The organism is Halomonas sp. AOP13-D3-9 (assembly GCF_052379125.1).
Classification (GTDB): domain Bacteria; phylum Pseudomonadota; class Gammaproteobacteria; order Pseudomonadales; family Halomonadaceae; genus Vreelandella.
In genome coordinates, this window is the sequence record NZ_JBQSYH010000017.1 from 20,338 (window position 1) to 35,559 (window position 15,222).

Consider the following 15,222-nt stretch of genomic DNA (forward strand, 5'->3'; position numbering starts at 1 on the left):
CTTGGTTAACGAAACTCGGCTTAAAACGCCTTCTCCAGCGCAAAGCGCGGCTGGGTGTGGCCCTCTTTGGTCACGGTTTCCGTAAACATCTCAAGCGGGCGCACCCATAGGCCGTAGTCGCCATAAAGGGCGCGATAAACCACTACATGCTCTTCGCTTTCGCTGTGCTGGGCGGCGCCGAGCACTTCGTAGAGGCTGCCTTTGTAGTGGCGATAAATACCGGGAACGGGCGCGGTCATTCGGTTTCCTCTTGAATGGCGTTTACGGCAGTTGGCTGGTTGGCTTTTTTGGCCAAGCGTTCCAGCACTTTTGAGGCGGCGACGAAACCAAAGGTGCCGGTCAGAAATGTGGCGGCACCGAAGCCAGAGGCGCAGTCCAAGCGCGTGGCGTCGCCGCTGCCGGGCTTTTGCAGACATACCTCGCCATCAGCGCTGGGATAGATCAACTGCTCGTCGGAGTAGACGCACTCCACCGAGAAGCGCCGCTTGGGGTTGCGGGAGAAGCCGTAATCCCGACGCAGCCGCGAACGCACCTTGGATAACAGCGGGTCGTGCTCAGTGCGCGTCAAATCAGCGACTTGAATACGCGTGGGATCGGTCTGCCCGCCCGCCGCGCCGGTGACGGTAATGGGTATTTTACGCCGCTTGCACCAGGCAATTAGCGCGGCCTTGGCGATGACGCTATCGATAGCATCCACCACGTGATCGGCATCATCGGGAATCCGATCGCCCAAATTCGTGGGCGTAACAAAAGCGCTATCGGCGATAATCTCCATCTCCGGGGCAATCAAACGGCAGCGCTCAGCCAGCACCTCCACCTTGGGCTGACCAATGGTGCCATCCAGCGCGTGGAGCTGGCGATTGACGTTGGAAACGCACACGTCATCAAGATCAATCAGCGTTAGCTTGCCAATGCCCGAGCGTGCAAGTGCCTCCACCGCCCAGCTTCCTACGCCACCAACCCCAACCACTACCACGTGAGCGTGACGGAACGCCTCGGCTGCACGCTGCCCATAAAGGCGACGAATCCCACCAAAGCGAAAGTCATAGTCAGTGGAAGCCGAGCCTGCAGCGACAGGAGGTGGCTCGTTCGATGACACAGTTGAGGACATTGCAGACTCACTCATAGCACTTGAAGGGCTGAAGGCTTGGCGTGGGGTGGCGTGCGCAGACTATCCAGCGGTAGATGCCCCGCCCAGCCAAGGTGATTAAACAGCGCGACCATGGTGTCATCCAAGGCACAGCTTAATTGTACACGCTTGTCGAGCAGCGGATGGTTAAAGGCCAAATAGGTGGCCGCCAACAGTAACCGTGGCGCCCCCAGCTGTTCGGCAAAAAAGCGGTTGTGGACACTTTTACCGTGCTTGGCATCGCCAATAATCGGATACCCCCGCCGGGAGAGGTGGCGGCGAATCTGGTGGCGCCGCCCGGTTAGCGGCCGCGCCTCCACCAGCGAATAACGTGCCACGGAATAGCGATCTACTTGTACCGGCAGCTCGACGCTATCCAGGCGGCGAATATCGGTCATCGCTGGCATAGCGGGCATTTCCGCCTTGGGTCGCGTGCCATCCTCCTCCCGCAGCGGGTAGTCCAATCGTTCGCTTTCCGGCGCTTTACCACGCACCACCGCCAGGTAGCGCTTCTCCACCTGACGCTCGCTAAAGGCGTCGCTGAGTAGGCCTGCTACTGTTGAAGAGAGGGCAAACACCATCACGCCGGATGTGGGTCGATCCAGCCGATGAACAGGGTAGACCCGCTTGCCGATCTGGTCGCGTAGGCGCTGAAGTAGAAACTCGGTTTCGCCACGCGCCAACGCCGAGCGGTGCACCAAAAGCCCTGACGGCTTGTGCACTGCAACTAGATGCTCATCCTGATAAAGGATATTGAGTGGCGTCATAGCGCTCCCAGGTAAAAGCTGGTGACAAAACAGGTCACTATTGTCGCGGCTGGGCAGCGAGATGTCACCCGGTCAATACGGGAGTGCGAGAGCAAAGACTCAATACAACTTTGATATGCCTAGCTGTATCTGATCCCGATCATAGCTATAGATGTCTATATTGCTACTCCTGGATGAGCGAATCAGCGTCAGCTCTGGTGAAAACCCTTTAAATACCCAGCGACGATTGGTCAGCCGCAAACGTGCTCGCCATAGGTCGTCGCGCCGCTCCACGCCAAAAGCAGGCGTCACGTCATCATAGCGAGCATGAAGATATTCAGGTTGTATCAGGGCAGTCAATCCGCCGAACAATTCCCGGTAGTACCCGAGACCGCCCCGGTAGACGGTATTACTGAGCATATCGAGTTCGGTCGATTCTCTAGAAACACCCAGGAGCCCCATGACGCCACTAGAGGGTGAAAGAGCGAATTGCCAACTGCCTAGCCAACTGGTTCGAGAGCCATCCAGACTGCTGGCTTCGTCATGTCGAACCCACTGGTGCTCCAGAGAAGTATGCAGACGCGTGCGAGATGACGGATAGTAAGTCAGCTCCTGACGAATGCCGGTACCATGGTTGTAGGGTTCATTACCATACCAGCGGTGAAAGCCGGTCAACAGCGTGCTTAGCTCCAAATCACCAAGCTGAAATTTGGGCCCGATGTGCACATTGGCCAAAGTATCGTCAAAGTCACCACCGCTGTAGTCGGTGCGATACAGATTTCCTCCTAACCGCAGCCTCGTGCGCTCCCCGATATGGGGCGTCCACTCCGCGCTGGTGTTTAACAGCATGCCAACCCCCGTTTGGCTCTGAGCATCTTCGGAAAGTTGAAAGGGCAGACCAAAAATACTGATCTCTTCAACACTGGGCGCAGCATTGATGTTGGTATCTGGGGCAAGCGCCACTGATATATCCCAGTTGAGTGTCTGGAGGTGCTTGATAGCAGCAAGGTAGCTATCAATATTGGCGTTAACTATCGCAGGCAGGTTACCACTGTGCGCAAAACGGAACTGACGACCTGCATCACGGTAGTCGCCGCTCTCGAATAGCGCCCGCCCCAGTTCCAGGCGAACGCGCACCGCCTGCGGGTCGCGTACCAATATCTCGCGGAAATAGTCACTTGCACTTTCATAGTCTTCCTCTCCCATGGCCAACATACCAAGCAGAAAGGCAATATCGTCGTTATTGGCAAAGTGTTCGCGCGCTTCAAGCAGAATTGCCTTGGCCTGCGCATTTTCGCCCTGCTCCATAAGGCGTGTGGCGGCCACGGCGGCTAAAGGAATTTCGCGATTGGTGTCGTTATTGCGCACAGGAGAATCAGCAGAAGAGGAACCAATAAAACACCAGCAAACCATAACGGTGGCGATAAAGCGGCAAACAGACATGAATAAGTCCTTATTCGGATGAGGAACAGACAAATGCGCCGTTATCTAATTGTAAAAAAGCCCCATCCGAACGGAAGGGGCAGTATGGCTAGCGTTTCTGATTAGTTTTTCTTAACGCCAAAGGAGCCGTATGCAGCGCTTCCATTGGGGTCTTTCACTGACCAAACGCCGGCTGCTTCTGCTGCCTCTGGGCCGTAGAAACGGCCACGCAGCTCACCTTCCGACTCAGTGCTCAAACTTGCAGCATTGCCGGGTGACGATATCACTTCGGTTATACCCGCAAAACGGTTGCCGCTATCATCAAGCCCCCCGGCGAGATTGATATCATTCCAGGGCAGGTCAGCAGCGTCAGTATCACGCTCTATGGCATTCATATTGGTCAAACTGCCGTTCAAAGTTTTATCTGCGAAGTTCACACTGAGATTCGCCTGACCAACCAAATCTCGGGCCAAACCATTATCGATAATCACAGTGCCACTCGTTGCCCCGCTGTACTCGGCCGAACCCGTCGTTGGCATATCCATAGAGTGAGTGTCATACCCACTAGCAAAGAAACTAGCGTCAGAGTCACCACCGCTGTTACGAATCAACCATTCGCCGAAAACCGCGTAGTTTAGGGAGCCATCAAGAAACTGCTGCGAATTACCCTCCATAGAACGCAGCTTAACGTCATTCTCTTCACCGTTAAAAAAGTCATAAGGCAGGTCATCTTCCGTAAAGTCTCTGTTTTCGACGCCGGCGATTGGCGCGTTCAAACGGATTCTTGACTGACCACCTGAATCATTAGGCAGGACTTCGATCATTGCTGCGTGATCTAGCACAGGCTGCTGGTTGATAGCGATACCACTGCTAGAAGGGGTTGCGTTTATGCTAACGCTGTCTAGGTGGAACACTTCCCCAACAGGTATGGCTTCGACAGGATTGATGGTCTTGTAGGTGAAGTCCTGCCCAGAATTAGCCCCACCGTCACCTGGGCCTGCATCCCCGCTATCTGAGCCAGTGCCGCCACCATCTGAGCCCGAATCACCACTGCTATCACCTGAGCCCGAACCACCTCCATCTGCCTGTTCTGGATCACTATCACTTTGATCTATGGGCTTGCTGGAGCTGCCGCTACTTGAACAACCGGCTACGGCAATAATGGACAGCACCAGAAGTGAGATTTTAAATACCGAGCCTTTATTATCAATAAGTTTCATATTGGTTTCCCCTTGCTTATACGATTTAGCTTCAGGCTCGAATTTATTGCTTATTAAGAAATGTCTTACTTGATTACTTTCTTAAAAAGCAATCAACCACTTAAAATCGACCCTAGCTAAACTGAAGTAAAGCACGCTCCCCTCGTGTAAAAATCACTCAAATGGGTGAAACATTTCAAAAACTCCCTCATAGCTCACCACTATCACTGTGGGGGAAAACAAAGTTCCATCAGAGCTTCAATCGTTGATTGGGTTCAACGTTAAAAGTGAGGTATATTTTGTATTTATTACGGCAGGAGGTAGGTCGTGTATAGCAAAGAAAAAACCACATCGACTCTACTGCATGCGCTCTACGACAACGTCACTTGTCCTCAAGGCTGGAACCTCTTCCTAGAGCATCTTGCCAGGCACTTTAACTCTCCTTCCGCCACGCTGCGCATCACCGATCGCGATAACCCTGTTGTCTATCAATCCTTCACCGCTGGCTTGGATCAAGGACTTGATTACAATCGAGAGGCCGTCGTATTTGACCCGTTCCGCATCCCTCTGGCTAACGGCCCATTAGGAAAAGTACATACCAGCACCGAGATTATTTCTGACCCCGCTTTTGAGCGCAGCGACCATTACCAATTATTTTTTCGACCCAATGGTAACTTTTACGCCATAGGCTCCCAGTTTGAGCGCAATGATTCATCTGCTATGCATATTGGTATACATCGACCGCGCAACCAGGGTGCGTTCACCCAGCTGGAGAAACATCGACTAGAAGATTTGAACGGGCATTTACGCCGTGTTGTTCAGCTAACAAGGCTTACCAGTCAGGTGCAGGTAGCATTAGCGCAAGCGCGAAATGCTTTTAACACCCTCCCCTTTGGGGTCTGGATGTTAGACTCAGAACTCCGCTGCCAATGGTTAAATCGCGTTGCTGAAGAGGCGCTTACTACGCACAGTTTCGGGCTACACCAGCGTAATAACTATTTAACTATCAAGCAGAGTAAAGCCAGTGCGGCACTTAATCAGGCAGCACACAAGCTAAAAAAAGGCGAGAGCCAGTGCGAAAGCATTCGTTTAAGCACCCCAGGCGCATCGCTGGTACTGTTTTGTAACCGAGAAGCTCTGTCCCCTTTTTTGAATGTGAGCCACTCGACGACCATTATTGCCTTTTTACTTGACCCGCAAAGGGTTACTCCTCTTGACCATACACGTCTTAAGCACCTTTACGCATTGACAGGGGCAGAGTTGCGACTGATTGATCTTTTAATGCGCGGCCTGGACTTGACTGAGGCGAGCGCCTGCCTGCATGTAACGACACACACCACTCGCTCGCAATTAAAGTCAATCATGCAAAAAACAGAGGTTACTCGCCAGGCTGAACTCATCAGGAAGCTACTGCTCAGCGTAGGGATGGTTCATCATTATGAATGACAATAAAGTGAGAACTCATCGTCTTCCGAGGCAAGATAGCCGTTTATTGAACGTCGTGGACGCTGGCCCCATAGATGCACCGGTTTGGTTTTACTGTCACGGCATTCCTGGTTCCAGCAACGAAGTATTCATGGCCTCAGAGGCAGGTCAGGCTGGGGAAGTTCGGCTAATTGCCATTGATCGTCCAGGGTATGGTGGTTCCACACCGCTGCAGCGCTACAGTTTGGCCGAGCATAGCGATGACATCTGGGCCTTAGCGGATCATCTACAGATTAAGGAACTCTCTCTCTTAGGCTTTTCAGGCGGCGGAGTGTTTGCTATGGCCGCTGCGCTAGCCCTTAAAAACAGGATTAAAGAACTGATCCTAGTGGGAACACCTTGTGTACCGCTGCATAACTCGTCTTTCAAGCACGCGGGAGAACTTACTGCTGAAGTATGGCGTGACGCACTAGTGGCCCCGCACGATTTAGCCTCCCGGCTGGCAACATTAACGACCAACAGCGAACTACTAGCTGCCACTTTGATGAACTCTCTAAGCGACGGGGAGCAACGGATCCTGAACACTACAAGGGCATATACAGCATTCCAAAAAAATCTGATAGCCGCAACACAACAAGGCGCCATAATAGCGGCTGACAGTATGGTTAGGGATACGCAATTGATGATACAGAATTGGCCATTTAACTTAGAAAAATTGGCGACACCTGTAGAGATTTTTCACGGTAAACACGATGAGTTAGTTCATCTTGCCCATGGCCAAGCACTGGCATCGGCTATCCCTGATGCTACCCTGACTGTACTGCCTCACTCAGGTCATTTCGACACGTTGCTTAACGTCTTCGAGCTCAGAAACTTGCACAATTAGAGCAGCTAGATACTTCAGTGAGGTTCGCTATAACACATCGACAGGCCTTAAAATGTCTTAGCGGCTGGGCAGCGAGATGTCATCAATGCAATTGAGTAATGCTTCTCATCAACCACCTCGATGCGCTTAAGATAACAAAACCAATTGTTAAGAGGCATCTAATGAAAAGATTTGCTGCTGCGTGGCTGGCTATTTTAATGTCATTTGATACCTGGGCAGTGGAAAGCAGCCTGGATATCGTTGCGCCCTGGGAAATTGATGGCGTTGACCCGACCACATCAGGGTATGTCTTTAGCCGTATGCGAGTGGCCGAAACGCTGGTGGATACCGACAACCAGGGCCGATTAGCGCCGGGCCTGGCAAGCAGTTGGGAAGTCTCTGACGTCGGCCTTGAATGGCGCTTTACCTTGCGCGATCACGCTCACTTTCATGATGGCTCAACCGTAACCGCCAAGGCGGTAGTCAACAGTTTAGAAGCCGCCATTGCCAAACCCGGCATACTGGATACAGCGCCTATTGCCAGCGTCGAAGTCGATGGTGATGACGTCGTCATCAGGCTGGAAAGCGCCTTTGCGCCCCTACCCGCGCTATTGGCGCACTCGACAACGCTGATTCTCGCCGAAGCCGCCTATGCCGAGAATGACGACGTCACTCAGATGATCGGCAGCGGGCCCTATCAGGTCGAAGAGTTGAGCCCGCCTCAGCGTATGACAGTGACTCGCTTTGACGATTACTGGGGCGGCGCCCCTGACATAGAAGCCGCTAGCTATTTAGCGGTGAGCCGTGGTGAAACCCGCGCGCTGATGGCGGAAAGCGGCGATGCGGATATCGTTTTCACCCTTGACCTCGCCAGCCAAGCGCGCCTAAAACGCAACGACAACCTCTCCATATACAGCGAGCCACTGCCACGCACCATCATGCTCAAGCTCAATGCAGGCCACCCGTTCCTTGAGGATAAACGCGCCCGCCAAGCCCTTAGCTTGGCTATTGATCGAGCAGACATTGCCACCGATTTGCTACGCACACCACAGGCAGCAGCGGCAGAATTATTTCCCGCGAGTCTAGGTGCTTGGCATATTGGCCTTGATCCTTCCAGCGGCCACGATATTGAAAAAGCGCGAGCGCTACTGGTCGAACTGGGCTGGGAGAAGGGGGCAGATGGCCTGCTGGCACGCAATGGTCAGCCGTTTAAGCTGACCCTGCTCACCTTAGCTGACCGCCCCGAGCTACCGCTGGTGGCGAATGCCCTACAGCGCCAGTGGCATGAACTGGGGGTTGAGCTTGGAATTACCGTAGGCCATGCCAACGCGATCGCTTCAAGCCACCGTGATGGCAGTTTAGAGGTGGGGCTAATGGGCCGAAATTACGGTTTGGTGCCCAATCCACTCGTTACATTACTCGATGATATGGGTAGCGACCCAGACAACATGGGCGGTGACTGGGGTACCATGAATTGGAACGATGACGAGGTGGCTAAGTGGCTGGACACCCTGCGTCAATCCACCGATCAGCAGGAATTCAACGACTTGGCACCGTTAGTGGCGGAGCGGTTACATCAACAGATGCCGCTGATCCCGGTGGCTTGGTATCAGCAAACGGCCGCCGTTAGCGATAAGGTTGAAGGCTTTAGCATCGATCCGCTAGAGCGCAGTTACCGCATTGATCAGATGGAGTGGGCGGAATGAGCCGGCTGATCGAATAGGCCCGAAAACAAGCCTGCCCGGTGATGCTGGTCAGCCACGACCCGGCGCTGATTGCGAAGGTAGGTGATCGGCAGTGGGCATTGGCGGTTTAGGCGAAAGCGGCAATTGCCCCGTTGGAATATGCTCTTTGATAAACGCTAAAAACGCCTGGGTTGCGCTCGGCAAGGTGCGTTTAGCCAGGGTCTGGACTTCGATAAAGCGCGAGTCCATGCCCTGATCGCGGATAGGAATCGCGACCACACGCTGTTGCTGAATGCGGTAACGAACGGAAATCTCACCGGCAAGCGCCACTCCACCCCCCAGCATGGCGAAATTAATCAGCGCTTCGGTATAGTCGCTGCTAAAAATGGATTCAAACGCTAGGTTTTGACGGCTACAACAAATATCAAACAGCTGACGCAACGTCGTTTCAGGTGAAGGTAGCGCCAACGGGTAGCGCTGAAGTTGCGCCAGCGATATCTGCTTTTTGGCGGCCAACTCATGGTCTGGGGAGACCAGCGCCATAATCGGCGCGGGCTGCCTCAGGGCGACATTTATATCCGCCTCAGGCTTGAGGCTAAAGGTAATGCCTATATCGGCCTCGCCCTCTCTGACATGGCGGGTAGCTTCCGAAGGCGAGCCCACCATTAAGTGGAAGTTAATACCGCTGTAACGCTTGCGAAAGGCGGCAATGGCGGCAGGCAAAAAATCCACCGCAAAGCCTTCTGAACTCGCTAGACGAACTTTTCCTCGCTGCAACCCACGCAGTGCCAGCATTTCACTGCCTACCCGGTCAGCTTCAAGCTGCATATGCCGAGCATGTACCGCCAGCAGTTCGCCTGCGGCACTCGGCACCATGCCGCGCGCACGGCGTTCAAACAGCAGCGTATCTAACTCGCTCTCCAGCCGGGCAATCTGCCGACTGATCGCCGAAGGCGCCACATTTAGCTTCCCCGAGGCCTCACTGATGGAGCCGCAGCGAACCACTTCTAAAAAATAGCGTAACGCCGTTTCTTGTAGCACGCGTGGATTCATAAAGACTCCCTTCGTCACAAACATTGCCGAAACGGCAATGATAAATTCTAAACATTGCACTGGCGGCATGACTAATCAATAGCTTAGTTTTAACTCAGTGGGCAAACCATTTAACAACATTAAAGCCCGCTGGTACGCCAAACGCTCATAACCTTTCTCAGTAAAAAATAACGAGGTATGACATGCATCCACAACGCAAACTCGCTCGGGCTGTTTCCGCTTGGGCAACTTCCATCACCTTACTCGGCTGTGCGACGTCGGCCATGGCGGGCAAGGCCAACGACACCCTGGTCTATGCCTCTGACAGCGAACCCGAGAATGTTAGCCCCTACCACAACAACCTGCGCGAAGGGGTGATTCTTGCTCATTTGGCTTGGGACACGCTGATCTATCGCAACCCTGAAACCAACGAGTATGAGCCGCGCTTGGCGACCGAGTGGGAGTGGGTCGATGACTCGACCTTGGATCTTGTACTTCGCGAGGGCGTGACCTTTCACAACGGCGAGGCCTTCGACGCCGACGATGTGGTCTTCACCTTCAACTATGCGGTATCACCCGAGTCACGGGTGGTGACACGCCAGAATGTTGACTGGATAGAAAGCGTCGAGAAACTGGATGACTATCAGGTGCGCATCCACCTCAAAGAGCCTTTCCCCGCAGCCCTTGAGTACCTTTCCGGCCCAATGCCAATTTACCCCGATGAGTATTTCCAGGAAGTCGGTATTGAGGGCTTTAGCCGCGAGCCCGTAGGCACCGGCCCTTACCGAATTACCAACGTCCGCCCTGGGGATGGCGTCAGCCTGACGCGCTTTGACAATTACTTTGCCGACAGCCCCATTGGACAACCCGAGATCGGTAATATCGAGTTCAAGGCCATTGCCGATGCGGACTCACGTATGGCGCAATTAATGTCAGGGCAAGTCGATTGGATTTGGCGTGTACCGGCTGATCAAGCCGAGTCGTTAAGCGGTATGCCGCAGCTTAGCGTGCTTGGTGGCGAAACCATGCGGGTGGGTTATATCGGGCTGGATGCCGCAACACGGGAAGATTCACCGCTAAATGACCTTCGCGTGCGCCAAGCCATCAATCATGCGATGAACCGGGAAGGGCTCGCTAACGACCTAGTGCGCGGCGGCAGCCAGCCCCTCTACGCCCCCTGCTTCCCGACGCAGTTTGGCTGTGAAACGCAAGACGTTATTGAGTATGAGTACGACCCTGAAAAAGCCCGTGAACTACTCGCTGAGGCGGGTTACCCCGACGGCTTTGACGTTGACCTGCATGCCTACCGTGAACGGGATTACGCCGAAGCAATGATTGGCGATCTACGCGCCGTAGGTATCAATGCCAACCTGCGTTTTATGACCTCCCCCGCGCTGTTGGAGCTCCAGCGCAACGGTCAAACCGATATGTCGTTCAAAGCCTGGGGCTCCTTCTCGATTAACGATGTCTCGGCGTTCGTCAGCGTCTACTTCACAGGCGGCATTGACGATCTCTGGCAGGACACCCAGGTGCAGGAGTGGCTGCAGGTCGCCGACACCTCGGTAGATCCTGATGTGCGCTTAGAGCACTACCAAAAAGCGTTCGCCCGCATCTCCGAGCAAGCGTACTGGGCGCCGCTATTCTCCTACTCCACCTATTACGCCCACACCGCTGATCTTGAGTTCACTGCTTACCCTGACGAACTACCGCGCTTTTACGAGGCAAGCTGGAAGTAACGGCGTGATGTTTGAACTATCGGCAGCCGTGGCGCTTCCCACGGCTAGCCTTCTACGGCGAAGGGGTGATGCTTTATGTGGGCATTTGTTTTCAAGCGCACGCTAATAGCGCTTAGCGTCGCTCTGACTATTTCGGTTCTCTGCTTTAGTCTGCTGCAGCTCTCGGGTGACTTGGCGCTCTCCATTGGCGGCCCCGAGGCCACCGCCGAACAGGTAGAACAAATCCGCGTTGATTACGGCCTGGACCGCCCGGTGATTCAGCAATTTACCACTTGGCTGTGGGGAGCCGTGCAGCTCGACTTTGGGCGTTCATATTACTACCAAAGCGAGGTAATGGATCTAGTCGTTGAGCGACTACCGGTGACGATGACCCTAGGAATATTGGCCTTGGCGATTGCGCTGGGCGTGTCTATTCCCCTCGGTGTGGTCGCCGCGCTCAAACGTGGCAGCTGGATAGACCGTATGGCCATGGCGATTGCGGTCACCGGCCAGGCAATGCCCAACTTCTGGTTTGGCTTAACGCTGATCATCGTGTTTGCTGTCAAGCTGCAGTGGTTTCCAGCCGCAGGTAGCGATAGCTGGCAAGGCTTTGTGCTACCGGCCGTTGCACTGGGCTATTACGCCACCCCCGCCATGATGCGCCTGACCCGCAGCGGCATGCTGGAGGTGCTAGAGGCCGATTACATTCGCACCGCACGGGCCAAAGGGCTGCGCACCGGCACGGTTATCTTCAAACACGCCTTGCGCAATGCGGTGATTCCGGTGGTCGCGCTGGCCGCCGTGGAGCTCGGGTTTATGCTCGGCGGGTCAGTGGTTATCGAAACCGTGTTTTCACTACGCGGGCTGGGGCAGTTGGCGTGGAACGCTATTTCACGCAATGACTATCCGGTCGTTCAGGCCATCGTACTGATCATTGCGCTGTTCTATATCGTGTTGACGCTGCTGGCCGACATTCTCAACGCAGCCCTCGACCCACGCCTGCGCGCGCGCTAACGGAGAACACCATGACAGACTCTCTTACCCCATCGGCTACCGCGCTACAAAGCCAATTACCTCCTGCTTGGCAGACGCGTCTATGGCGCAGCACGCTCAATAATCGCAGCCTGGCCATCGGCCTCTTAATCATTGCCTCGTTGGGGATTGTGGCGCTTCTAGCACCGTGGCTGGCTCCCCATGATCCCTACTTACAGGACACCGCTAATCGCATGGTGCCGCCTTTTTGGCACGACACCGGTAGCTGGACGCACCCCTTAGGTACCGACCGCCTTGGCCGCGACTACCTGAGCCGCCTTATCTTTGGCGCGCGAATTTCGCTGTTTATTGGGTTGGTGGTCGCGCTGATTTCCGGCCTGATTGGTACCACTCTGGGGGTCTTGGCGGGCTACTTTGGTGGTCGCGTTGATGCGGTGGTGAGTTACCTGCTGACCACCCGCCTGGCCATGCCCGTGGTATTAGTGGCGCTGGCCATGGCCTCGCTGATCGGCGGATCAATGCTAACCGTTACGCTACTGCTAGGGCTGCTGCTATGGGATCGTTTCGCAGTCGTCGCCCGCTCGGCCACCCAGCAGTTGCGCGATGCCGAGTATGTGCAAGCCGCCCAGGCGTTGGGATGCCCTCTGCCCTACATTCTGTTACGCGAAGTGCTTCCTAACATTGCAGGCGCCTTGATTGTCGTCGCCACCCTTGAGGTCGCCAACGCCATTTTGCTCGAAGCAACGCTGTCATTTCTAGGTATGGGTGTGCAGCCACCCTCGCCCTCCTGGGGGCTAATGATCGCCGAAGGCAAAACCTATATGTTCTTTCAGCCCTGGGTGATTACGATCCCCGGCGGCGCGCTGTTTATGTTAGTGCTGGCGATTAACTTGCTGGGTGATGGACTGCGCGATCTCAGCGCACCGGGAGGCCGCAATGAGTAATCTATCAACCGCTGAGCGTTCTACTGAGCCCACCTCGCCTCTACTGACGGTTAAACAGCTGCGCGTCGACTTGCCCGTGGCAAAGGGCACCCTTCACGCGGTACGGGGTATCGACTTTCACGTTGAGCGTGGAGAAATGCTCTGTCTTGTAGGTGAGTCAGGCTGTGGTAAATCCATGACCTCACTGGCATTAATGGGCCTGCTACCGGGCAAGGCGCAGATAAACGCCGATTGCCTCAACTTTGACGGTGTCAATCTGCTCACGGTTTCTGAGCGCGAACGCAGCAATTTACGCGGTGCACGCATGGCGATGATTTTTCAGGAACCCATGACCGCACTCAACCCCGCCTACACCTTGGGCAATCAGCTCTGCGAAGCCCTGCTCCGTCATCAGCGGGTGTCACGTAAAGCGGCCCATGACCGCGCCCTCTATTTGCTTGAACGAGTCGGCATTAGCGCTGCAGAAGAGCGCATGCGCCAATATCCCCACCAGCTTTCGGGCGGGTTGCGCCAGCGGGTGATGATCGCCATGGCACTCATGTGTGAGCCCGATTTGATCATCGCCGATGAACCCACCACGGCATTAGATGTGACGATTCAGGCGCAAATTCTGCACCTGCTACGCGACTTACAGCAGGAGTTTGGCACGGCGATCATTTTCATCACCCACGACTTGGGTGTCGTTGCGCGTATTGCCGACCGGGTCGCCGTGATGTATGCCGGCGAAGTGATTGAAACCGCCTCTGCACAGGCGCTCTTTAAAGCCCCCAGCCATCCCTATACCCAAGGTTTGTTGCGCTGCATACCGACGCCCGGCAAGACACTGCCAGGCAGTCGTTTGCAGGCGATCCCAGGCGTAGTGCCCAGCTTGGTAGGCAAGATCGAGGGCTGCGCCTTTTGCAATCGCTGCGATCAAGCGGATGAGCGGTGCCAGACCACGCCCCCCTTACAGGCAGTGGCAGGCGAGCACTTTTCACGCTGCCACTTTGCCCATCAGCTAGCCAGCCCAGCGCCACTAAACGATCAGGAGGTAACGTCATGACAAGCACCCCCTCTCCTGCAAACGGTATGGATCCTCTTGCCCTGGAACTCTGCGCGCTGTCTAAAACGTTCAAACTGGGCGGTGGCATGCTACATAAGCCGCAAACCTTAAAAGCCGTTAATGAGGTATCGCTACGCGTTCCCCGCGGCCAGGTGATGGGGCTGGTGGGCGAATCGGGCTGTGGCAAGAGCACCTTGGCCAAGATGCTGCTGGGGCTGACACCCCCTAGTTCGGGCGATGTGCTGATCAATGGCAAAGCGATTGTTAACGCTAACCAAAAGGCACTGGCCCGGCATATACAGCCGATCTTCCAAGACCCTTACTCGTCGCTTAACCCACGCCAGCGGATTGCTCAGATCGTTGGTCTACCGCTACGTATTCATGCGCTAGGCACGCCCCGTGAACAGGCAGCGAAGGTCGATCAGATGCTTGACCTGGTCGGCCTACCCAAACGCGCCGCCCAGCAATACCCCGGGCAAATGTCAGGGGGTCAGCGCCAGCGAGTGGCGATTGCCAGAGCGCTGATTATGCGCCCTGATCTGGTGATTTGTGACGAACCCACTTCCGCGCTGGATGTATCGATCCAGGCGCAGATCCTCAATCTACTGCTCGACCTTAAAGATGAGTTTGGCCTTACCTACCTGTTTATTAGCCACGACCTCGCCGTGGTCGAACATCTCGCGGACCGGCTCGCGGTCATGTATCTAGGCCAGATTGTCGAAGAGGGTACCCGTGAGCAAATCTTCACCTCACCACGCCACCCCTATACCCAAGCGCTACTCGCTTCCGCGTTGACCCCGGAGCCAGGTTTAGGCGTGCCCGACATAGGCCTGGGGGCAGGTCAGCCCGACCCCACCCAGCCGCCCTCAGGCTGCGCTTTTCACCCCCGCTGCCCAATCGCTCAACCGCAATGCTCAGAGCAGACACCCAAGTTGAGCGCTATGAAGCATCCTTCCGGTCAAGCTTTTGGCAAGGGCAGCCAGGCGCGTGTCGCCTGCCACCTTGCCTAAACATATTTAATCAAT

14 protein-coding genes are annotated in these 15,222 nt (G+C 55.0%); 8 read left to right on the plus strand and 6 right to left on the minus strand.

Annotation, left to right across the window (positions count from 1 at the left end; all coding sequences use genetic code 11):
- Window positions 1–20: 20 nt before the first annotated feature.
- From ACT3UM_RS18070 to ACT3UM_RS18090, 5 genes are all read right to left on the minus strand, one after another.
- Entirely contained in the window at window positions 21–239 is a 219-nt protein-coding gene (locus tag ACT3UM_RS18070) for a DUF1653 domain-containing protein (protein WP_498901095.1), read from the minus strand.
- A complete protein-coding gene (gene tcdA, locus ACT3UM_RS18075) occupies window positions 236–1,111 on the minus strand; it encodes a tRNA cyclic N6-threonylcarbamoyladenosine(37) synthase TcdA (RefSeq protein ID WP_498901097.1) in 876 nt (291 codons plus the stop codon). Before tcdA ends, ACT3UM_RS18070 begins: the two co-directional genes overlap by 4 nt.
- A gap of 11 nt (window positions 1,112–1,122) precedes the next feature.
- Complete coding sequence (locus ACT3UM_RS18080) at window positions 1,123–1,896, minus strand: pseudouridine synthase (RefSeq protein WP_498901099.1); 774 nt, start codon at window positions 1,894–1,896, stop codon at window positions 1,123–1,125.
- 99 nt (window positions 1,897–1,995) lie between these two features.
- The gene (locus ACT3UM_RS18085) at window positions 1,996–3,318 is read right to left on the minus strand and encodes a surface lipoprotein assembly modifier (RefSeq protein WP_498901101.1); all 1,323 of its coding nucleotides are present in this window, start codon (window positions 3,316–3,318) and stop codon (window positions 1,996–1,998) included.
- Window positions 3,319–3,419: 101 nt separating this feature from the next.
- Window positions 3,420–4,517, minus strand: a complete 1,098-nt coding sequence (locus tag ACT3UM_RS18090) for a transferrin-binding protein-like solute binding protein (RefSeq protein WP_498901103.1) — start codon at window positions 4,515–4,517, stop codon at window positions 3,420–3,422.
- A 306-nt stretch (window positions 4,518–4,823) separates the two neighbouring features.
- Here ACT3UM_RS18090 and ACT3UM_RS18095 point away from each other — a divergent pair, with 306 nt between their 5' ends.
- The 3 genes from ACT3UM_RS18095 (at window position 4,824) to ACT3UM_RS18105 (ending at window position 8,492) form a co-directional block, all read left to right on the plus strand.
- Window positions 4,824–5,942, plus strand: a complete 1,119-nt coding sequence (locus ACT3UM_RS18095; RefSeq protein WP_498901105.1) for a helix-turn-helix transcriptional regulator — start codon at window positions 4,824–4,826, stop codon at window positions 5,940–5,942.
- Complete coding sequence (locus ACT3UM_RS18100) at window positions 5,935–6,807, plus strand: alpha/beta fold hydrolase (protein ID WP_498901107.1); 873 nt, start codon at window positions 5,935–5,937, stop codon at window positions 6,805–6,807. Before ACT3UM_RS18095 ends, ACT3UM_RS18100 begins: the two co-directional genes overlap by 8 nt.
- A gap of 161 nt (window positions 6,808–6,968) precedes the next feature.
- Complete coding sequence (locus ACT3UM_RS18105; protein ID WP_498901109.1) at window positions 6,969–8,492, plus strand: ABC transporter substrate-binding protein; 1,524 nt, start codon at window positions 6,969–6,971, stop codon at window positions 8,490–8,492.
- 48 nt (window positions 8,493–8,540) lie between these two features.
- Here the strand turns inward: ACT3UM_RS18105 and ACT3UM_RS18110 are convergent, their stop codons facing one another.
- On the minus strand, window positions 8,541–9,524 hold the full coding sequence (locus tag ACT3UM_RS18110; RefSeq protein WP_498901111.1) for a LysR family transcriptional regulator: 984 nt from the start codon (window positions 9,522–9,524) through the stop codon (window positions 8,541–8,543).
- Between the two features lie 182 nt (window positions 9,525–9,706).
- Here ACT3UM_RS18110 and ACT3UM_RS18115 point away from each other — a divergent pair, with 182 nt between their 5' ends.
- From ACT3UM_RS18115 to ACT3UM_RS18135, 5 genes are all read left to right on the plus strand, one after another.
- A complete protein-coding gene (locus ACT3UM_RS18115; RefSeq protein WP_498901113.1) occupies window positions 9,707–11,239 on the plus strand; it encodes an ABC transporter substrate-binding protein in 1,533 nt (510 codons plus the stop codon).
- Between the two features lie 75 nt (window positions 11,240–11,314).
- A complete protein-coding gene (locus tag ACT3UM_RS18120) occupies window positions 11,315–12,232 on the plus strand; it encodes an ABC transporter permease (RefSeq protein WP_009288365.1) in 918 nt (305 codons plus the stop codon).
- An 11-nt stretch (window positions 12,233–12,243) separates the two neighbouring features.
- Window positions 12,244–13,155, plus strand: coding sequence for an ABC transporter permease (locus ACT3UM_RS18125; protein WP_035576603.1), 912 nt, complete (start codon window positions 12,244–12,246; stop codon window positions 13,153–13,155).
- Window positions 13,148–14,197, plus strand: coding sequence for an ABC transporter ATP-binding protein (locus ACT3UM_RS18130; protein WP_498901116.1), 1,050 nt, complete (start codon window positions 13,148–13,150; stop codon window positions 14,195–14,197). The genes ACT3UM_RS18125 and ACT3UM_RS18130 overlap by 8 nt, the downstream gene beginning before the upstream one ends.
- Window positions 14,194–15,207: an ABC transporter ATP-binding protein gene (locus tag ACT3UM_RS18135; RefSeq protein ID WP_498901118.1), complete on the plus strand. Its 1,014-nt coding sequence runs from the start codon at window positions 14,194–14,196 to the stop codon at window positions 15,205–15,207. Before ACT3UM_RS18130 ends, ACT3UM_RS18135 begins: the two co-directional genes overlap by 4 nt.
- The last annotated feature ends 15 nt before the right edge of the window (window positions 15,208–15,222 follow it).